General features: G+C 59.7%; 17 protein-coding genes. 11 read left to right on the plus strand and 6 right to left on the minus strand.

All coding sequences use genetic code 11. The features are described from left to right. Nucleotides 1–777: 777 nt before the first annotated feature. Nucleotides 778–1,554 (plus strand): hypothetical protein, encoded by a 777-nt coding sequence (locus WCA10_RS14765; protein WP_472823299.1) that lies wholly within the window; start codon nucleotides 778–780, stop codon nucleotides 1,552–1,554. 35 nt (nucleotides 1,555–1,589) lie between these two features. Here the strand turns inward: WCA10_RS14765 and WCA10_RS14770 are convergent, their stop codons facing one another. Together WCA10_RS14770 and WCA10_RS14775 are read right to left on the minus strand one after the other, a co-directional pair. Then, on the minus strand, nucleotides 1,590–2,768 hold the full coding sequence (locus WCA10_RS14770) for a BaiN/RdsA family NAD(P)/FAD-dependent oxidoreductase (protein ID WP_472823300.1): 1,179 nt from the start codon (nucleotides 2,766–2,768) through the stop codon (nucleotides 1,590–1,592). A 73-nt stretch (nucleotides 2,769–2,841) separates the two neighbouring features. Further along, nucleotides 2,842–3,462 carry a hypothetical protein gene (locus WCA10_RS14775; RefSeq protein ID WP_472823301.1) on the minus strand — a complete coding sequence of 207 codons (621 nt, stop codon included), beginning with the start codon at nucleotides 3,460–3,462 and terminating at the stop codon, nucleotides 2,842–2,844. A gap of 10 nt (nucleotides 3,463–3,472) precedes the next feature. Between WCA10_RS14775 and WCA10_RS14780 the strand changes: the two genes are divergently transcribed. Next, nucleotides 3,473–4,906, plus strand: coding sequence for a hypothetical protein (locus tag WCA10_RS14780; RefSeq protein ID WP_472823302.1), 1,434 nt, complete (start codon nucleotides 3,473–3,475; stop codon nucleotides 4,904–4,906). 76 nt (nucleotides 4,907–4,982) lie between these two features. Further along, nucleotides 4,983–5,816 carry a signal peptidase I gene (gene lepB / locus WCA10_RS14785; protein ID WP_472823303.1) on the plus strand — a complete coding sequence of 278 codons (834 nt, stop codon included), beginning with the start codon at nucleotides 4,983–4,985 and terminating at the stop codon, nucleotides 5,814–5,816. A 42-nt stretch (nucleotides 5,817–5,858) separates the two neighbouring features. On the opposite strand, the gene WCA10_RS14790 is transcribed toward lepB, so the two are convergent. Continuing rightward, nucleotides 5,859–7,241, minus strand: a complete 1,383-nt coding sequence (locus WCA10_RS14790) for a CCA tRNA nucleotidyltransferase (RefSeq protein WP_472823304.1) — start codon at nucleotides 7,239–7,241, stop codon at nucleotides 5,859–5,861. A gap of 59 nt (nucleotides 7,242–7,300) precedes the next feature. Between WCA10_RS14790 and tsaD the strand changes: the two genes are divergently transcribed. Beyond that, on the plus strand, nucleotides 7,301–8,494 hold the full coding sequence (gene tsaD / locus WCA10_RS14795) for a tRNA (adenosine(37)-N6)-threonylcarbamoyltransferase complex transferase subunit TsaD (RefSeq protein ID WP_472823305.1): 1,194 nt from the start codon (nucleotides 7,301–7,303) through the stop codon (nucleotides 8,492–8,494). 42 nt (nucleotides 8,495–8,536) lie between these two features. On the opposite strand, the gene WCA10_RS14800 is transcribed toward tsaD, so the two are convergent. Further along, entirely contained in the window at nucleotides 8,537–9,337 is an 801-nt protein-coding gene (locus WCA10_RS14800) for a methyltransferase domain-containing protein (RefSeq protein WP_472823306.1), read from the minus strand. Nucleotides 9,338–9,471: 134 nt separating this feature from the next. Between WCA10_RS14800 and cysS the strand changes: the two genes are divergently transcribed. The 3 genes from cysS to WCA10_RS14815 all read left to right on the plus strand — a co-directional run bounded on the left by cysS (nucleotide 9,472) and on the right by WCA10_RS14815 (nucleotide 12,238). Next, the gene (gene cysS / locus WCA10_RS14805) at nucleotides 9,472–10,950 is read left to right on the plus strand and encodes a cysteine--tRNA ligase (RefSeq protein WP_472823315.1); all 1,479 of its coding nucleotides are present in this window, start codon (nucleotides 9,472–9,474) and stop codon (nucleotides 10,948–10,950) included. A 40-nt stretch (nucleotides 10,951–10,990) separates the two neighbouring features. Then, nucleotides 10,991–11,536 (plus strand): DUF4337 domain-containing protein, encoded by a 546-nt coding sequence (locus WCA10_RS14810; protein ID WP_472823307.1) that lies wholly within the window; start codon nucleotides 10,991–10,993, stop codon nucleotides 11,534–11,536. 66 nt (nucleotides 11,537–11,602) lie between these two features. Then, nucleotides 11,603–12,238 (plus strand): hypothetical protein, encoded by a 636-nt coding sequence (locus tag WCA10_RS14815; RefSeq protein ID WP_472823308.1) that lies wholly within the window; start codon nucleotides 11,603–11,605, stop codon nucleotides 12,236–12,238. Between the two features lie 34 nt (nucleotides 12,239–12,272). On the opposite strand, the gene WCA10_RS14820 is transcribed toward WCA10_RS14815, so the two are convergent. Continuing rightward, nucleotides 12,273–13,217, minus strand: a complete 945-nt coding sequence (locus WCA10_RS14820) for an EamA family transporter (protein ID WP_472823309.1) — start codon at nucleotides 13,215–13,217, stop codon at nucleotides 12,273–12,275. Nucleotides 13,218–13,309: 92 nt separating this feature from the next. Beyond that, nucleotides 13,310–15,187: an APC family permease gene (locus tag WCA10_RS14825; RefSeq protein WP_472823310.1), complete on the minus strand. Its 1,878-nt coding sequence runs from the start codon at nucleotides 15,185–15,187 to the stop codon at nucleotides 13,310–13,312. Between the two features lie 469 nt (nucleotides 15,188–15,656). On the opposite strand from WCA10_RS14825, the gene WCA10_RS14830 reads away from it, so the two are divergent. From WCA10_RS14830 to WCA10_RS14845, 4 genes are all read left to right on the plus strand, one after another. Beyond that, the gene (locus tag WCA10_RS14830) at nucleotides 15,657–17,051 is read left to right on the plus strand and encodes an acetyl ornithine aminotransferase family protein (RefSeq protein ID WP_472823311.1); all 1,395 of its coding nucleotides are present in this window, start codon (nucleotides 15,657–15,659) and stop codon (nucleotides 17,049–17,051) included. A 627-nt stretch (nucleotides 17,052–17,678) separates the two neighbouring features. Beyond that, a complete protein-coding gene (locus WCA10_RS14835) occupies nucleotides 17,679–18,101 on the plus strand; it encodes a YidB family protein (RefSeq protein ID WP_472823312.1) in 423 nt (140 codons plus the stop codon). A 168-nt stretch (nucleotides 18,102–18,269) separates the two neighbouring features. After that, nucleotides 18,270–18,467, plus strand: a complete 198-nt coding sequence (locus tag WCA10_RS14840; protein WP_472823313.1) for a hypothetical protein — start codon at nucleotides 18,270–18,272, stop codon at nucleotides 18,465–18,467. 139 nt (nucleotides 18,468–18,606) lie between these two features. Then, a complete protein-coding gene (locus WCA10_RS14845; RefSeq protein WP_472823314.1) occupies nucleotides 18,607–18,816 on the plus strand; it encodes a hypothetical protein in 210 nt (69 codons plus the stop codon). Nucleotides 18,817–18,889 lie beyond the last annotated feature (73 nt).

Genomic DNA, 18,889 nt, shown 5'->3' on the forward strand with positions numbered 1-18,889 from the left:
GACGGATCATGATTATGCGGTTCCGACCCGCGAATATCAGACTGATCAATCGTCGCTCAAACCTGCCCAGGCTGCTGCTCGCTCTGTCCTCGGGGAAAAGCAAAAACAACGACAACGACAAAAGCAACCCCATCGACTCCGCAGGGTTGACAGGGTCACTCCATATCAGGCGAAACGGCTCATGCGGCTTCGACATTGCGGCTTTCAAGGTGATTCATACCAGCAAGCGAAGTTCCGCCTTGGGGTCTCTTGCGGGTGGTCGACGAGCGCACCATCGCCAATGGACTCGTCCAGCGTGGGACGGAGGGAGAGCTCACTTCTTTCGGGTTTCGAGAGAATACCGCCGATCCAGAAGTGTCAGACGTGTTCGCCCAGTTCTGTGCGCGACTGCCACTGGTCAAAACGGGCTCAAACGGCTACCTGCAGAGCAGTGAAGAAGCCTGCAGATTCCGAGGCCCGATTTTGCAGATTATTTCGCGCACCTTGCTACCCTGATTCCATACGGCAAACCCCAACGCGACACTTGTCCCTTTGTCCCTTGTTCCCTTGTCCCTCGTTCCCGTCCCCTAACCTCTTTCCTGAGACGACTCTGCGGGTAAGTTCTTTTAGGAGACGACTTTGGCGGGGACCCCGCTTCACTAAGCTCAAGATTCCACAGACTTTGTTTACAGAGTATGGATGGGGGAGGGGGGTCTCCCTACGGACATACCTCACCCCGCTGCCACCTTCCACAACCTCATGTACACTTCCGTGTCTAATGAAATAGGAAAGAACAAGATGCGTTTTCGCACCCTGATCCCGTCCGCGGGACTTTTTGCCTTCGTTCTTCTCAGCGCTTCGGCCTCAGCCGTGGCCCAGTCCGCCAGCTTTGCCGTCAGCCAGAACGGCAAACCCGTCGGCACCGCCAGCTTCACCTTCACATCCAAACCCACCGGCGTTGACTCCACCTCCCTGCTCCGCGTCGATATGCAGGGCCTCAACTACTCCCTCTCCAAAACCGAGGAGCTGTCTCCCGCAAGCGGCTTACTTCACGTCCAGCTCAGCGCCATCGTCAACAACTCCGCCGTCAACATCGTTGCCAAGCCCGACGGCGCGCAGTTCCTCATGAACATCTCGGCCAACGGCCGCGCCAACACCACGCGCCTCGACGCCCACAAATCAGCCGTTTTTCTCCCCGACTTCGATCCCGGAGCCCTGCAGACGCTTCTCACTATCGCCGCCGCCACCAACAATCGTGACCTCTGGGCCATCCTTCCCAAGCAGGCCGGATCCACCTCACCCATCCAGCTCGCCACTTATCCCGACGAGCAGGGAACTCTCGACGCCAAGCCCATCACCGTCCACCACCTCATCGCCACCATCGCCGGTACGTCGACAGATCTCTTTTCCGGCTCTGAAAACCAGCTACTCCAGGCCGAGCTTCCCCAGCAAGGCTTCGTCCTCGTCCGCAAAGGATTCGTCCTCACGCCACCCACCAAGCCGCTAGCCCCGCCAGCGTCCATGATTGCCCCCACCCCAGCCAACAACCCGCCAAGCACCCCATCACCGCAATAACCTTCAGCACCCCCTTGCCTTATTCCCTCGTCCCTTCACACCTCCCGTCCCGCCGCCACCGCCGAAGCCCAGGCCCACTGAAAGTTGAACCCGCCCAGGTGCCCGGTCACATCGACCCCTTCGCCGATAAAGAAGAGCCCTGGGACCGCACGCGCCTCCATCGTTTTTGAATTCAGTCCGTCGGTATCCACCCCTCCCGCCGTCACCTCGGCCTTCTCAAACCCCTCCGTGCCGGCCGGATGAAACGGCCAGTTGCGCAGATTGCGCTCCGCCGCATCGAGAGCCAAATTGCTCCATCCCGCCGGAGCGCCCACCTCGGCCAGATGCCCCGCCAGCCTCTGCGGAAGCACAGCGCGCAGTTCCTGTTTGAAAGCAACCGCATCCCGGCGCCCTCCATCTCCGCGTAACGCCTCGAGCAGCCTGCCCTGCCCGTTCGCGTCCGGTACGAAATCGACATGAATCACCTCGCCCGGCCGCCAGTACGACGAAGCCTGCAACACCGCTGGACCACTCAATCCGCGATGCGTCACCAGCAGCTTTTCGCGAAACTTCGGTCCACTTCCGGCGTGCACCGTCACGTCGGCGGCGACTCCGGCCAGTTCCACCCAGCTTTTCTCCCGGCCGCCCAACACCAGCGGCACCAGCGCCGGTCGCGGTTCGACGACCTTCAGCCCGAACTGCTGCGCCAGTTCGTACACAAGGCCCGTCGCCCCCATCTTCGGAATCGACAGCCCGCCAGTAGCCACCACCAATGCACCCGCGGTGAACATGCCCGCAGAGCACTCAACCCGAAATGCACCGGACGTGCCCTCGACCGCAATCCCGCGCGCATTCAGCAAAACTTCAACATGCCCCCGTTCGCACTCTGCCAGCAGCATATCCACGATCTGCCGCGCCGAGTGATCGCAGAAAAGTTGCCCCAGCGTCTTTTCGTGCCACTTGATTCCATAGCGCTCGACCAGCTCAAGAAAGTGGCTCGGCTCGTAAAGCGCCAGCGCCGACTTCGCAAAGTGCGGATTCTCCGAGATAAAGTTTGCCGGCGTGCAGTGAATGTTGGTGAAGTTGCAGCGTCCTCCGCCGGAGATCAATATCTTCCGCCCGGGTTGCGTATTGTGCTCCACCAACAGAACCCGGCGATTGCGCTGGCCCGCCACCGCAGCACACATCAGCCCGGCCGCGCCCGCCCCCAGCACAATCACATCGAATTTGCGCATTTCCCCCGGCACATCCCCATTGTCGCCGAGCGAGCAGGGACAAAGACGATCTGTTCGATCTTGTGCGACTCCGCTACTTTGCGGCCTTCATCTTCTGCGCGATCGCATCCACTTGATCCACAGCCTCGGCGAGTCCGATCTTTTGGCTGCTGCGCATGAGCTTGATCGCTTCCACCTTCCGTCCCTCCATCAGAAGCGACCGAATCGATTCCTCATCCCCGACGTCGTAAGCCGGTGCAGCCTTCGCGGCATCGAGATGTAAAAACTCCAGAATCTCCGCCTGTAATGACTCATAATGAGCGCGGCTATTTCCATATGCATCCGACATCGGAACCGGCTTGTTGTCGGCGGTTTGAATCGCGAGGCGGTAAGTCGCTCCGCCACGGCCGCTGGCCAGCGCTTCAATCCCGATCCCCGTGATCGCGCTGAAAGGAATCGACCCGGTAGCGACCTTGAACATGCGCAGCCGCTTCCATCGCACCTGTTGTAAAGCCGCATCGAAAACCACGGTCTCTTTGCGCAACGGAACGATCACGAAAAGCAGGACAAGTCCCAGACCAAACCCGGAATTTCTGCTCGGCTCGAGATAGACCCTGTAGGCGAACCCTGCAAAAACACACAAAAACAAAACCGAAAGCCAGATGAGGCTGTCCACTACCTCCAGCTCCTGGTTCGTCTTACGCGTTACATGCATGTCAGCCAATATGCCACGAAACCGGCTGCACTGCAGCACCGATCTGCCCATTCCGCCTAACCACCGTCACTGGAACCGTTCGACCCGGCAATCCGTAATCACTCATGACATGGAGCGTACCTACAACTGGTCGTGGGTCGAGTCCCAGGTCTCCGCGACTATCGGGGAGTGGCAATCCTGCGGCATCTTCCGCGCCGAAGACGGTCCCCGGTTTTCGGCCGCCGAGCAGCAGCGAAAAGAGGACGCTTACGACGAAGCTCTCCGCACCGTTGAGTGCGAAGCAAAGCAGGCGCGGCACAGCCGATCAGACCGCATCGCCGCTCAACGCCGCATCGTAGCCGTCTTTCCGCCGTTTGCCTCCGTCGCTCTCGGCCTTGAAGACGATGCCGTCCATCTGCTCTCGAACGGTTTCCTCCCCATCGGCACGCAGTTTGCCCAGTGGGCACGGCGCTTCGATCCAAACCTCACCATGGCCGATACGATCCAGGCCTGTCGCAATGCCTGGACTGTCTGCGGAATCCAGCCTCTGCTCGGTGACCGCATGCAGATGACGCCGTCGATCCTCGGCTACAGCCTGCTCTATCCCTACAGCGACAACTATCTCGATTCCGAAAAAATATCCACCAGTCGCAAACTCGAATTCAGCACGCGCTTTCGCGACCGGCTGTGCGGCCTGCCCCTCGTGCCGCGCGAAAGTCATGAATCCGCGGTGTGGGCCATGGTGCGATTGATTGAAGAGCAGTTCCCCCGACCTCGCTTTCCCCGCGTCTACGAATGCCTGCTGGCCATCCATCAGGCGCAGGAAAACAGCATGGCGCAATTAAAGCGCAGCCCCCGCGCCAGCGATCCCGAACTGCTCCGATTGACCTCCGCGAAGGGCGGTACGTCGGTCCTCGCCGATGCCTGTCTCTCGCATGGATTCCTCTCGGACGACGTGGCGCGGTTCGCTTTCGACTGGGGCGTCCTATTGCAGCTAGGCGATGATCTCCAGGATGTGCAGGATGATCTGAAGCACGGAGCTGCTACTTTGTTTTCGCGCACCGCCGCCGCCGGTCTCCCGCTCGACCATCTCGTGCGACAGTTGCTCGCCTTCAGCGAAAAGGTGGCCGACAAAATCGAGCAGTTGCCCCACGGAGACCCCGCACTCAAACGCCTCCTGCGCATGAGCTGGCGATCACTCATCCTTATGGCCGTTGCCCGCTCGCATCGATTCTTCTCGCGCGAATTTCTTGCTGAATTCGAGCCGGCATCCCCATTCCGTTTCGAATTCCTCCGCGCACGCCATAAAAAACTCGCCGGCCGCCGCGGACTCTACAAAATCCTCTTCGAGTCATTCCTTGACTCGGGCGAAGCCGACCTCTCCAATCTGCCCCAGCCCGAAGATTGGCTTGCATACGTGCTCGATCAGAACTGCGCGCGACCGCTTCAGGCAGTCCTCGGTTAGCTGCGCCCCGCTTCGTCCTGTGCGATAAAGTAAATGCAGGTCTCTCAGGATCAGCAGAAAATCACCGGAGCAATGGATGGCAAGGAAAGGAACCCGCGAATCGGCCTCTGATGCTCCTCCCGCACCTGCAGCGCCGCCGAATGAGACTCCCTTCGAGACGATCGCCGGCATCTGTTCGGTCCTTGTCATCGGCCTGTTCGCGCTCGAGCTTCTCGGTCAGAATTTCGTAATCCCCAGCGGATCGATGGAAGACACCCTGCTCGTCGGCGATCATCTGCTCGTCGATCGCATCACGTTTAGCCCCGCCACAAGCTGGATGCCGCTGGTCCATCACCGCAACCCCCAGCGCGGCGACATCGTTGTCTTCTATCGTCCCGCGCCTCAGCCCGAACCCGACGCCGATGGCAACCCGGTCTATGCCATCCTCGTCAAGCGCCTGGTCGGCATGCCTGGCGATCGTATTCATCTCCACGATGGAACGGTCTTCATCAATGGTGTCGCGCAGCCCATGCCCAAAGAAGGCCTCGACACTCCGATTGCCCCCAGCGAACGCGCCTACGCCGACGAGTTTCCGTCAGTCCTGCCGACCGTGGAGGACTCACACGGTGCTGTCACCACGTGGGTGGTTGATCTGCCTAACCACATTGAGAACGGCGACCTCGTCGTGCCGCCCGGCAAGTACTTCATGATGGGCGATCATCGACACGCCAGCCTCGATTCGCGCTTCTGGGGCCTCGTCCCGCGCGAGAACATCATGGGCCGGCCTCTCTTCAACTACTGGTCCTTCAAAACTCCTGAAGATCAGGAGGATAAAAAGGGCCTTGGAAATCAACTGGCATGGATGGGCCACGTCGCGATCCACTTCTTCACCGACACGCGCTGGAGCCGCACATTCCACCGCGTGCGTTGAGGCGTGCGCTGATCGCATGATCGGTGAGTCAGAGGTTCAACTTCACGCAGGTCCCAATTTTTCCCTGACCAGTGCCATAGCCTCTTCCTCGGTTGTGATCGAACCTTCCAGTTGCGCGTCCTCAACCGCTCGAAGCACCTCTTTGAATGCCGGACCCGGCGTATAACCTGCCGCAATCAATTCCCGCCCGCTAATCAATGGCGCAGGCCGTACGGCTTCCTCGGGCATGGATTCGTACCGCTCGCGGACGAAGTTCCAGATATCGATATTGCGATGCGCAGCCAGGCAATCCATCCGGTGCAGGGCCAGGTGCTCGGGAAAACTCTCAAGACGGAAAAAGCGCTTCAGCGTCGAAGCCTTCATCCGCGGTGCATCGGCAAAGCGCATATGATTCTCGATCAGCGCAAGAATCTGGCGCGTTTCTTCGTTCGAGAAGCGAAACCGTCGGCAGATCTCCGCACCGATGGCCACGCCCACTTCTACATGACCGTCAAAACGAATGCGGTCGGGTGCTTCGCGATACGTCGGCGGCTTGCCCACGTCGTGCAGCAGCGCGCCCCACGCCAGCGTCATCGCACAGCCGGGCTCCAGTTGCTCCAGCAGCATCAACGTGTGGATCCATACGTCGCCTTCGGGATGAAACTGCGGCGGCTGCGCGACACCCTTCATCCTTGAAACTTCAGGCAGCACCTGCACCAGCAGATCGGTTTCATCAAGCAGTTCAAACGCCCGCCGCGCATGCCCCTCCGTCAGCATCTTCGTCAGCTCTTCGCGGATGCGCTCCCGGCTCACCGCATGAATGCGCGCCGCGAGTTTGCGCATCGCGTTGAAAGTTGCCGATTCGAGTACAAACCCAAATCGCGCGGCAAAGCGAACCGCGCGCAGCAGGCGAAGCTGATCTTCTTCGAAACGTTTCTCCGGGCGGCCGATGGCGCGGATCACTCCCGCATCGAGATCGTCGAGGCCTCCGACATAATCGATAACGTCGGAACGAAGGTCACCCGATTCGCGCAACGGGTCCAGCAGCAGTCCGTTGATCGTAGAATCGCGTCGATGCACATCCTCCGCAGCCGTCCGCGTGTAGCGCACCGCGTCGGGATGCCGCCCATCGGAATACACGCCATCCGACCGGAACGTCGCTACCTCCGTCACACACCGCTCTTCCACGGTGCCATCCTTGCAGCCGCCGCCGATCTCCGAAGCCACCAGCACCACACCAAAGTGCGCGCCCACCGCAAACGTGCGCGGAAACATATCGAGAACAACATCGGGCGTCGCCGAAGTCGCAACGTCGTAGTCCTCGGGCGCGCGGCCCAGCAGCAGATCGCGCACACATCCGCCGGCAAGGTATGCCTCGTAGCCCGCTGTGCGCAGCGTCTTGAGAATCTCCAGCGCGGCTTCGAATTGGGGCGAAGTTGGCAACATCTCTCTGCTTGAGGATAGTCCGTCTCGGGCCCCAGATTCGAGCCCGTTAAACTTGCAGTATGCCTCGCGGCCTCATCCTCGGTATTGAATCCTCCTGCGACGAAACTGCCGCCGCCGTGGTCGAGCGCGGTGCCCGCACCCTATCGTCCGTTGTCGCTTCGCAGATCGCCACCCACCTCCGCTACGGCGGAGTCGTCCCTGAGCTGGCCAGCCGCGAGCATCTGCGCGCCATCGTCCCCGTGGTCCGCGCAGCGCTTGCCGAAGCAGGCGTAACCCTGGCCGATCTTGATGCCATCGCTGTCACGTCCGGCCCGGGGCTTGCAGGGGCATTGCTGGTCGGCATCACCTATGCCAAGGCGCTCGCCTTCGCGCAAGTGCTGCCGCTCATCGCCGTCAATCATCTCGAAGGACACATTCACGCAGTGCTGCTGCAGGAGCGGTCCTCGACAAACGGTCGTCACGCTGAAACCGACGAGCCTGCGTTAGCTCTCGTCGTCTCCGGCGGACACACGCACCTTTACCTCGCTCAACCCTCGGACGGAACGTGGCAATACGCGCTCATCGGCCGCACCCTCGACGACGCAGCCGGCGAAGCGTTCGACAAGGTCGCCAAGCTGCTGGGCCTCGCCTATCCCGGCGGCCCGTGGATCGATGCGCTGGCTCGCTTCGGCAACCCGCATGCGGTGCCCTTCGCGTTTGCGCAAATCAAGACCAAGGCGCATCTCGGCGGCAAAGCTCCACGCACCAAGGCCGCGAAAACCGCGCCCATCGCCGCACTCGACCCGCATTTTCTGTTTTCGTTTTCAGGAATCAAGACCGCGGTCCTGCGCTATGTCGAGTTGCACAGCATGCGCGAAGAGGCAGCCGCGCGCGTTCCACGCATGCTGGCCGCCGGGCGCCCGCCGCAAACGAAAGAAGATGCTCTGGCCTTATGCCCTCAGCCGACACTCGACCTCATCGCCAGCTTTCAGCACGCCGTTATCGGCGACCTGATGAAGAAGACCTTTGCCGCCGCAGAATCCCTCGACGCCGGCCGTATCCTCGTCACCGGCGGCGTGGCCGCCAATCGCGAACTGCGCGAGCGCTTCACCGCAGAAGCGGCGCGACGCGGCATTCAAATCGCATTTCCGACCCTCGCGCTCTCGACGGACAATGCAGCCATGATTGCGGCAGCAGCGTGGCCACGCTTCGTTGCCGGCGAGTTTGCCGCACCTGATCTCACGGCCGACCCGTCGCTCGCTCTGGGTCGCTGATTCTGTCTCTGATCCAAAGCCGTCCGCAAACAAATCAGCGCTCTATGGTTTTCGAAACGTGAGACAGTACAGCTTCCCCCCGCAAATCTCCTTCGCGGAAATGTCCTTCATCTCGCCGGGTACGAGGTCGACGGGGCATCGTACCTTTTCGGTTCCCGGCCCAAAACTTTTCCTGACCACCGGCGTCCGCTGATAGTTTTCCCGGATGGTGCGCTCCGTCTCGTCCACGATCACGATCTTGGTGCCCGGCTTCGCCACCCAGATCATCTCCTTGATGGCGCGCACCTTGTCGGTGAAGAAATTGATGCCGCCCACGTGAAATACGCAGTCGAAAGCTTCCACCTTGAACGGCAGCCGTTCGGCCTCGGCCTGGAAGATGTGAGCGTTCCGCTTCCAAACGAGCAGATTGCGCTGGCATTTTTTCAGCATTCCCCACGAAATATCGACTCCATAGAAGTCAATGTCGCGCGGAAGAAAACGCAGATTCGCGCCTGTGCCCACCGACGTTTCAAGCACCCGGGCGTTCGGTCTCAATTCAAGTTCGCCAATAAAATCGAGCCGGTAGTTGGGCTTCCGCATGAACCAGTGATAGAGTTGCTCGGCCAGATCATAGCCCGGCGCGATGCGATCGTAGAGTGTCTGATATTTCAGGTTCGATCCGGTGACTGTACTGACAAAAAGAGGAATGCCGTCGCGGATGGGATAAATGCGTCCTGTCGCCGTATTGCGCAGATTGCCGCCGGCCATCTCCAGGGCATAGCGCGTATCCGGGTCGCAAAGTAAAGATAAGACGTAATCATCCATCGGATTGCCGACGACCACACGCCGCCTTGCACCAAGCATACGACGAAGTCAAGGTCACAGTTTCCGCCTCAAAGGTAACCAGAATCCCACCCGTAATCCCCACTGCTACAATCAGAAAGGCCAATTTGTCTCTGTCGTTGACCCGAAATATGAGTCGCCTGCCCGCCACCCCAATGCCTCTGCGCCTGTTCAATACCCTCTCAGGACAAGTCGACGAACTCGTCCCCATGGATGGAAAAGAGTTGCGTATGTACGCGTGCGGGCCCACCGTCTACGACTATGGACACATCGGCAACTTCCGCACATTTCTCGAAATTGACGTGCTGCGCCGCTTCCTCAAGCTCGTGGGGATGCCGCTTCGCCACGTTATGAACATCACCGACGTCGACGACAAAATCATCCGTAACGCGGCTTCTGTCGGAGTGCCGATCGGCGAGTACACGCCCAAGTACGTCGACGCGTTCTTTGAGGACCTGGAAGCTCTGCAAGTGGAGCGGCCCGAGATCATTGCGCGAGCCACCGAGAACATCCCGCGCATGGTCGACCTGATTCAGAAACTGGCGGAGGCCGGCGCGGCCTACCAGACCGATGACGGCTCCTGGTACTTTCGGCTCAAGTCATTTCCGGAATACGGCAAGCTGAGCAAGAAGGATCTGAGCGGAATGGAGGATGGCGCCCGCGTGGATGTCGACGAGTACGAAAAGGACTCCGCACGCGACTTCGCCCTCTGGAAGGCCGCCAAACCCGGCGAAACTTCGTGGCAAACCGCAATCGGACGCGGTCGCCCCGGATGGCACATCGAGTGCTCCGCAATGTCGATGAACTACCTTGGCGACAGCTTCGATCTCCATGCAGGCGGCGAAGACCTGATGTTTCCCCATCACGAAAACGAAATTGCGCAGAGCGAAACCGTCACCCACAAACCGCTCGCCCATCACTGGATGCATGTGCGTTTTCTGCTCGTCGACGGACGCAAAATGTCAAAGAGCGAGGGCAACTTCTATACCCTTCGCGATCTGCTGCTCAAAGGTTACAAAGCTTCGGCGATCCGGCTGGCATTGATCTCGGTGCCCTACCGCCATCAGCTCAATTTCACCTTCGACGGACTCGTCGATGCCACCGCAGCCATCGACCGCCTGCGCACCTTTCACGACCGGCTTGTGAAGGGCGCATTCCCCGCTGGTGAAAATCTCGAAGTCCAGTCCGCCGCATCGAAAGCTCATGTGGACTATCTGGCCGCTCTCGCCAATGACCTGAATACCGCCGAGGCGCGCGCGCCCATCTTCGAACTGGTCCGTCTCTCCAATACCGCCATGGATCAGGGCAAGTTCTTCCAGGCCGATCGCGACGCAGTTGCTGCGGTGCTCGCCGCATTCGATGCCGTGTTTGCCGTCATCGAAGACCGCGATACCGAGCCCACGCGGCGCGCCGTTGAGTGGGCCCGGCAGGAAGGCCGCATCGCCGACGTCGCACCGGAGCTGCTGGCGCAGCAGTCACTGACAGACGAAGCCATCAACGCGCTGCTTGCCGAGCGCGATGCCGCCAAGAAGCGTCGCGACTTTGCCCGCGCCGATCAGATTCGCAAAGAGCTGACAGAAAAAGGCATCATCATCGAAGATTCGAAAGACGGCGTGCGCTGGAAGCGGAAATGACGCTGCTCCGGCACATTCGTCACGGAGAACATCACGCCCCATGGAAGCTAACGAAGTCCAGGAATTAAAGGAGCACGCAGAGCACGGATCGAGCGAATCCGGGCTGCGCCCTGTCGCCTTTACCATGAGCGTGGTGGCCGTGCTGGTCGCCATCACCACCGTCCTCGGCCATCGCACCCACACCGAAGCCGTACTCAACCAGAACAGGGCGACCGATCAATGGAATCAATACCAGGCAAAGAAGATTCGCTCTGAAATTACGAAGCACGCCGACGACATCCTGATGATCATGCCCGCAACCGACAAGGAAACGGCCTCGAAGACTTTGAAGGACGACGCCGACCATCAGGCCAAGTGGAAGATCGAGCTGCCGGAAGAGCAAAAGAAAGCCGAGGAACTGCAAGCTGAAGTGAAACACGCCGAAGCCCGCGCCGATCGCTTCGACCTCTCTGAAGCCCTGCTTGAAATCGGTCTCGTCATCACCTCTGTTACGCTCCTTACGCGCAGCCGGATCTACTGGTACCTCGGCGTCGTGTTCTCCCTCTGCGGCATTGCTTCTGCCCTCTCGGTGTTGCTGCTCAATTAGGGCGCGCGGCGCCTGCCGTGACCAACGCAGCCTCTCGCTCCGTGGTAGACTTGCGGCGAAATGACCATGCGCAATCTTGCACCCATTCTTCTTCTTCTGGCCGCCCCCGTCCTTGCGCAGGCTCCCCCCGCCGCTGCTCCTACCCCCGAGGACTTGGGATTCACCTACCACATTCCTCAAGGCTGGGATGCGATTGACGCGCAATCCACGCTCCCCGAGGTAAAACAGCAACAAGCCGCGACAGCGAAATCCGACGACGAAAAGAAAGAGATCGCGTGCATTCAGATTCCGATCAGCGCGCGACATGCAGCCCCCCCGTCTTTTCTTGCGGTCATGGCGCTGCCCTTCGATTGCTTCGGCCAGATTATGACGGCCAAAGATCTTCCCGGGTTTGCCGAAGGCAGTTCCGAAGGGCCAAGGAAATCCTTCGATTTCGGCGACCCCGTGTACGGAACCTATGCCATGGGAAGCCACAGCCTGTGGATCGAGCGAGCCAAAGGAAATCCCAAGGGACATCCCGAGATGCCGTATACCCTCGAGATCGCTTGCAGCCTGCTCAAAAAAGCCGCTGTTTGCTGGATGACCGTAGCCGGCGACGATCAGGCTCTGAAGGACTTCGAAGGGACCGCCGTCGTCCTCGATGGAGATTTCTATTCCCAGCTCGTGCCGGCGACCGCATTCGACAAGAAGCCCGCATCCTGAATCCGGCTGAAGAGCAGGAGCGCGTGGTTCAACATCACGCGACTTTCGCTTTCATCTGTGCCGTCGTCAGCAGAAACACCGCGAATACCACTGCCGCCATGCCAATGAATTCCGCAGCTTGGGGACGCTCGTGCAGGATGAGGACGCCGAGCAGCACGGCGACCATCGGGTTGACGTAGGAATAGGAAGCAACCTTGGCGACGGGCACGTGCTCGAGCAGGTAAATGAAACCCGTATATCCAAGCAGTGAACCTCCCGTGACCAGCCACGCCAAGGATCCAATCGCCGCTCCAGTCAGATGAAACTGTGGCCACTGCCCAAGCAGCGATCCGAGCATGGTGTTGAAGACTCCGGCAAAGAGCATCTGCCACGATGCGGCGACGAAGCTGTTAACCGGCAGTTTGGTTCGGCGCGAAAGGATGCTGCCCACTGTCCACACAAGGGCCCCGGCGAGCAGAGCGATGATTGCTGCCAGCACCGAGCGATTGCCGGCGAGTCCCATGTGAAGTGAGGGCCAGAGCAGCACCGCGAGGCCAGCGAAGCCAACCACCATGCCCAGCCATCCGCGCCGCGGAACGGGCTCTCCGCCCGGCAGAAACTCTTCGATAAGGGCAACGTAGAGAGGCGTGACCGCAAGGACAAGCGACGAGAGGCCGCTGGGTAGTGTCTCTTCTGCGTAAACAAGGCCGAGGTTGCCGCAGCCCAGCAGCAACAGGCCAATGATGCCCAGCATCAGCATTGTTTTTGCAGGGAACAGGAGCTGCAATCTCCGCCAGCGGCACCATGCGAGCAGGATTGCGCCGGCAATCGTAAAGCGCACCCCGGTCAGAAGCAGCGCCGGCATCTCCGCCGCGCCGATACGGATCGCTGTGTAGGTCGATCCCCAGAAAAAATAGACACTGGCGAAGGCCATCACGATGGAGAACCGTGTTGCCGACTTGGTGCCGGAATGTGGGGTGTCTGCAGTCACAGAGGGCATGCGTCGAATTCATCGTAGCCTGTGACGCTCACCTTTACCTCTCGCAAATTGCGCCTTATTCGTTTTGGTCGGCCTTATGCAGCGCAGAGTTTTCAGCTCACATGGACGATGGGCCGGCGCGCGATGTCCGGCACAGCCTTTCGCAATACTTCGTGTGTCACCGGAGCCGCATCGCCCTCCCCGAGGAAGAGAAATTGGAAAATATTCGCTACCGGATTTCCTTCCTTCCACTTGAAATAGATATGCGGAACGTGTCCTGTCATCTTCTCGATTTGAATCAGCAATGCCGCAATGGAATTCGACACCATGGGGCTTCGTGCGCGCAGAATGCAATGGCGTCCAATCCTCTCGCCCTGCACGGTGAGGCGCTGGTTGAACTCCGAAGCATCGGTGCGCTCCACCTGGAGAAAGAGGATGCGCGCATGCTCTGGAAGACCCTGGATTTCGCGTACAAACGCTTCTGTTTGGTCAAGATCGTCGACCGTCGTCTCTTTGGGCCGATGAGAAATGATCCGAATCGGCTGATCGCCCGCGGAACGAATGAAGGCCTCGGCATCCTCTGAGAATTCGACGCCGGTAATCCGAAGCTCCGTCGACCGCGTCGCACGCGAAACAAACGAAACAAACATCATCGATGCAATGAAGATGCAGGAAATCTTCAACCCTTCCGGGCGCTCCCAGATATTCATCAGCGTGGTGTAGACAAATATCAACGTCACCAGCAAAGACGTCACGCGTGCGCGTAGCGTCCTCACCGACAACGTAACGGCGCATGCCGCTGACGTGATCAGCACCAGTACCCCCGTAGCATATGCGCCCCCTTGTGCGTCCACGTTGGCGTGAAATGCATAGGTGACATAAAACGCCACGCCCATAAAGACCAGCACCAGTGGCCGCGAGGCGCGGGCCCACTCCGGAGCCATGCCAAAGCGCGGAAGATAGCGCGGAATCAGATTCAGCAGCCCCGCCAGGGCCGAGGCTCCGGCGAACGCAAGAATCAGGATCGTGCTGACGTCGTAGACAGTCCCGAATACGCTTCCGAAATACCGATGCGCCAGGTAGGCCATGGCGCGGCCGTTGGCTTCTCCTCCGTCGCCGAATGCCTTGGATGAAATCAGCACGGTCGTCACAAAGCTCGTGGCAATCAGAAACACGCTCATGATGCCGGCAGCGGTCGTCAGCAGCTTTTGCGTATTGCGGATGCGCGCCTTGATATCCTCACCGGATATCAGGGGCATTACGGCAACGCCCGTCTCGAATCCCGACAGGCCCAGTGCGAGGCGCGGAAAAAGCAGCAGGCAAATCGCAACCATGCCGAGCCAATGCGGATGCTGCGCAAAAAGCGAAACCCTCCACTGCCAGACGATCTCGGGATGATGCAATATCTCGACGACTGCGCGCGCGGTGACGATCGCGTTCAACACAAGATATCCAGCCACGAGAACGACCGCAATTCCAATGGCTTCCTTGAATCCCTTCAGGAACACCGCCCCCAGGATTGCCAGCAGCATCAGCGTCACCAGCATCGGGCTGGCCAGCCATTGCGGTGCGAAGGGATTGTGAACGAAATGTGCCGCCGCGTCCGCAGCCGATAGCGTCATGGTGATGATGAAATCGGTGGTCGCGAATCCAAGCAACACCAGAACGAAGATCTTGCCGCCCCACTCGGGAAACAGCCGCTCCAGCATGGCGATGCTACCCTGCCCGTTGGGGCTGGCTTGGGCGACGCGCTTATAGAGCGGCAGCGCCGCAAACAGGGTAACCAGCACCAGCACGAGCGTGGCGAAGGGAGACAGCACGCCGGCCGCGAGAAATGCGATCCCCGGCTGGTAGCCCAGCGTGGAGAAGTAATCCACGCCCGTAAGGCACATGACGCTCCACCATGGATGGACCGTCTCAGATGACCCGTGTGCTCCTTGGGGGCGCTTCTGATCGGCCAACAGCCAGTTCGCCAGACTTAGCTTTGTCATCCGATTCGGTCACCTTTATCAAGAAGCAACAACTAGATTTGGATGCGGTCTCTCTGTTTATACGCTGGTACGCATCGCTTAGTTGTGGCAGAAGTTCCAGCCGCCACCACGCTCTTTCGGAGCCGGCATGCATCCACCCCGATAGAAAGCCATTGTCCGCGCGTGCTATCCTGACCCCAGCGGGGGCCCTCATGCAAAGGCACGTTTCAAGCGCTCTGCAGCCGATACCAGCCACAAAACGCTGGTCGCGGGCCCGTGCGCGGTGCATCTGTCCTCGGCGTCACCTCCGCATACTGCCCATCCGCACCCGACCTAGTCTCTTCGGCGGCGATTAGTCCCTGACCGCCGAAGGCCCTCGCCTTCTGTCGCAGATGTCCCGAGTCTGCGCAATGGAAATGCCCCTTACCCCTGGGGGCGCAGCTTTGCCACATCGCGAGCCGCGCAAACGAATCTGACGAGGAGACTAGAGATGAATAAACAAGAGTTGCACGCAAAGTTCGGGCCCAAACTGGTCGGACCGTTGCCCGGCCCCAGGGCCAAAGCGGCTGTAGCCGCCGATGACCGCCTCATCTCGCCCAGCTATACGCGTTCCTACCCCCTCGTTGCCAAACGCGGACGCGGCATTCGCGTGGAAGATGTGGACGGCAACGAGTTCATCGACTTTGCCGCGGGCATCGCCGTCACTTCCACCGGCCACTGTCATCCCGAGGTCGTCGCCGCAATTCAGAAACAGGCCGCCGAGCTGATTCACATTTCAGGGACCGATTTCTACAACGAGCCCCTGACTGACCTTGCCGAAAAACTTTCCGCCGTCGCCCCCATGCCGGGTCCCCATAAGTTTTTCTACGGCAACTCCGGCGCCGAGGCCATCGAGTGCGCGCTGAAGCTGGCTCGCTATCACACGGGACGCCAGCACATCATCGCGTTCCTCGGCGCATTTCATGGCCGCACCATGGGCGCGCTTTCACTTACCGCATCCAAGCCCCAGCAGAAGCGCCGTTTCTCTCCTCTTGTTCCCGGCGTCACGCATGTGCGCTACCCCTATGCCTATCGCGGATGCACTGGCGGCCCGCAGGAGGAAGAAGCCTTCAGCCTCGGTTGCGCGCGCTATATCGAGGAGAAGCTCTTCAAGACGATCCTCGCGCCCGAAGAGGTGGCTGCAATCTTCGTCGAACCCATCCAGGGCGAGGGTGGATACGTCGTCGCACCAGACAACTTCCTCCGCGAACTGCGCGGCATCTGCGACCGTCATGGAATCCTTCTCGTTGTCGACGAAGTGCAATCGGGCGCAGGCCGCACCGGCAAATGGTGGGCCATCGAGCACTCCGGCGTGCAGCCCGACATTGTCTGCATGGCGAAAGGCATCGCCAGCGGCATGCCCCTCGGCGTCTGCATGAGCCGCGCCGAAATCATGGACTGGGTTCCCGGCTCGCATGCTTCCACCTTCGGCGGCAATCCGGTTTCGCTCGCAGCGGCCCTCGCCACCGTCAATATCCTAGAGCACGGGGCAATCGACAACGCCGCGAAAGTAGGCGGCAAAATGCTCGAGCGCCTGCATGGATGGAAATCAACCCACCCGCTCGTCGGCGACGTGCGCGGCCGCGGCCTCATGATCGGCGTCGAGTTGGTAAAGGACAAAACCACCCGCGAACCCGCCCCTCAATTGCGTAACCGCGTCGAGATCCTCTGCTTCGAAAAAGGCCTCATGATCCTCGGCTGCGGAGAAACGTCCATTCGCCTCTGCCCTCCGCTCATCGTCACCGAAGACGAAGCCACCGTTGCTCTCGACATCCTCGAAGACTGCCTGACGCAAGTCGAAAAAGAAATCGCCGCAACCCGCGAATTGGCAAGCGTCAAAGGATAACCGGTACATCGTCGCAAGCAACAAAGGCCGGAGCATCGCTGCTCCGGCCTTTCCTTTACCTGATGATTCACTCGCAGGCGTCTGCCGCATCGCTTCTCTCCCCGCTTTGTCATTGACGCGATCCCGGATCACATCGAGCTGCCCGGCACGAGTCGCTTTCCCCCCACGCATTGTCATTCCGACCGACCAACGGGAGTGGAGGAACCCGCAGTTGCTCTTTTACCCCACCGCAATCGACCCCATCGTGCTGCAATCCATCCTTCCACTTTTACCTTCTCTGGGTTCCGCTCCGAGGCGTCTATGGCTGCCCTGAACATTCAGCGACCAGGAAAGAAACGCGCAGCGATCGGGAAGAGACAACGGAACCGCAAAGTTCGGTAGTGGTGCAGTTTGGCACCACTACCCAAAGTTCCCGGAGGGAACGCGGGAAAATAGCCCAGGGTGGAGCGCAGCGCAACCCTGGGAAAGCCAAACAAAATGAGCCCCAGTCCCGTAGGGACGTCCGAATCTTGACCGCATTTTCCCGCGCAGGATCAGCAGAGCGCGCACTTGAAATTCATTCGCAAGCCAGGGGGTCCGACCCCTATACTCCACTCGCAGTCACCCATGTTAGAACAGGAGATCGATATGAGCCTTTTTGATTCCGTATCCGAAATCGCCAAAGGATTTTCGAGCGGTGGGGACCATGCCGCCGTTGCCGGTGGCCTGATGCAGGAACTGGGCGGCACTGGCGGAGTCGCCGGGCTCATCCAGCAGTTCCAGAAGAATGGCGCCGGCGGTCTCGTCCAGCAGTTTGCCGGCGGACAAACACAGGCCGCCGATCCCGGCGCAATCGAACAGGCCCTTGCCGGCTCGGGCTTGATTGACGGCATTGCCCAGCGCACCGGCATGTCTCCCGACACTGTTAAATCCAGCCTGGCCACGATTCTGCCCGTTCTAATCAGCCACGTCACCGCCAACGGCCACGTCACCACCGATGGCCAGCCCACCGGCAATCCCATGCCCGACGCAGGAAGCCTGATGCAATCTGTCCTCGGAAAGCTCCTCTAAGTTTGCCCAAAGCGAGTTGCGCAAAAGCTCTCTTCCACCGAAACTGCGCGCGCCCAAAAACGCGTGACTTCCGGATTGTCCACCATGCGACCGTAATGCTCTCGGAGGTCCCAATCATGGTGGTAGACTACGAATCACTGAAGCTCGGGTGATTCTAGGGGACAAGAGATGAAACGATGGTTCGGTGTCCTGATGATCGCCATATATCTGCTGATCCTCAGTTCGCTCTTTGTTCCGATCTCGCATACCTCATTGTTCCAGTTCGCAAAGGAGTTCCTCGTCCGGCTTGCCATCGTCGCGACGTTTGCGGCAGCAACTTCGATCTTCCTCAAACCTGGGCACCGTGGAACCCTACCGGATCACTGAGACTCCTCAAACGATCGCAAAAGATGAAGTCTCGCCTATCGAGTTGCAGGACGCGCCCTTGGTGAATCAATTTCAATCACCTCCCAAACGGCAGAGATCGCACGTTGCATTCTGGATATTGGTTTTGGCAGTTTACTGCATGACTCAGACCTCGTGGTGGGGGCACCAGGCGTGGGTCAGCAGATTGACGGATACGCTCATTCGCTGGGCGATTCTTCTGGTCTTTTGGGGCTTCATCGTGCTCTTGTGGTTGCCTAAGCCCGACGCGAATCAACCGGAACAGCTTCACGTGGTTCCTTCGCGTAATTCAAAGACCGATCTGCCACGAGTTCCCAAGTCAACCCCATAAAAGTCGCCTTCGGAGCGTATTATCGTCTAACCGGAAATTGATATGGTGTGACCCTGTCAACATCTTCGAATCG

The sequence above is a fragment of the Occallatibacter sp. genome, from assembly GCF_049582745.1.
GTDB lineage: Bacteria > Acidobacteriota > Terriglobia > Terriglobales > Acidobacteriaceae > Telmatobacter.

What these genes read in the sequence shown, in the direction of transcription:
- WCA10_RS14810 (WP_472823307.1), top strand. Translation starts at nt 10,991, where the DNA reads ATGGAAGCTAACGAAGTCCAGGAATTAAAGGAGCACGCAGAGCACGGA.
- WCA10_RS14780 (WP_472823302.1), top strand. Translation starts at nt 3,473, where the DNA reads ATGCCACGAAACCGGCTGCACTGCAGCACCGATCTGCCCATTCCGCCT.
- WCA10_RS14825 (WP_472823310.1), bottom strand. Translation starts at nt 15,187, where the DNA reads ATGACAAAGCTAAGTCTGGCGAACTGGCTGTTGGCCGATCAGAAGCGC.
- tsaD (WP_472823305.1), top strand. Translation starts at nt 7,301, where the DNA reads ATGCCTCGCGGCCTCATCCTCGGTATTGAATCCTCCTGCGACGAAACT.
- WCA10_RS14845 (WP_472823314.1), top strand. Translation starts at nt 18,607, where the DNA reads ATGACTCAGACCTCGTGGTGGGGGCACCAGGCGTGGGTCAGCAGATTG.
- lepB (WP_472823303.1), top strand. Translation starts at nt 4,983, where the DNA reads ATGGCAAGGAAAGGAACCCGCGAATCGGCCTCTGATGCTCCTCCCGCA.
- WCA10_RS14815 (WP_472823308.1), top strand. Translation starts at nt 11,603, where the DNA reads ATGCGCAATCTTGCACCCATTCTTCTTCTTCTGGCCGCCCCCGTCCTT.
- WCA10_RS14820 (WP_472823309.1), bottom strand. Translation starts at nt 13,217, where the DNA reads ATGCCCTCTGTGACTGCAGACACCCCACATTCCGGCACCAAGTCGGCA.
- WCA10_RS14790 (WP_472823304.1), bottom strand. Translation starts at nt 7,241, where the DNA reads ATGTTGCCAACTTCGCCCCAATTCGAAGCCGCGCTGGAGATTCTCAAG.
- WCA10_RS14840 (WP_472823313.1), top strand. Translation starts at nt 18,270, where the DNA reads ATGAAACGATGGTTCGGTGTCCTGATGATCGCCATATATCTGCTGATC.
- WCA10_RS14830 (WP_472823311.1), top strand. Translation starts at nt 15,657, where the DNA reads ATGAATAAACAAGAGTTGCACGCAAAGTTCGGGCCCAAACTGGTCGGA.
- WCA10_RS14770 (WP_472823300.1), bottom strand. Translation starts at nt 2,768, where the DNA reads ATGCGCAAATTCGATGTGATTGTGCTGGGGGCGGGCGCGGCCGGGCTG.
- cysS (WP_472823315.1), top strand. Translation starts at nt 9,472, where the DNA reads ATGCCTCTGCGCCTGTTCAATACCCTCTCAGGACAAGTCGACGAACTC.
- WCA10_RS14800 (WP_472823306.1), bottom strand. Translation starts at nt 9,337, where the DNA reads ATGCTTGGTGCAAGGCGGCGTGTGGTCGTCGGCAATCCGATGGATGAT.
- WCA10_RS14775 (WP_472823301.1), bottom strand. Translation starts at nt 3,462, where the DNA reads ATGCATGTAACGCGTAAGACGAACCAGGAGCTGGAGGTAGTGGACAGC.
- WCA10_RS14765 (WP_472823299.1), top strand. Translation starts at nt 778, where the DNA reads ATGCGTTTTCGCACCCTGATCCCGTCCGCGGGACTTTTTGCCTTCGTT.
- WCA10_RS14835 (WP_472823312.1), top strand. Translation starts at nt 17,679, where the DNA reads ATGAGCCTTTTTGATTCCGTATCCGAAATCGCCAAAGGATTTTCGAGC.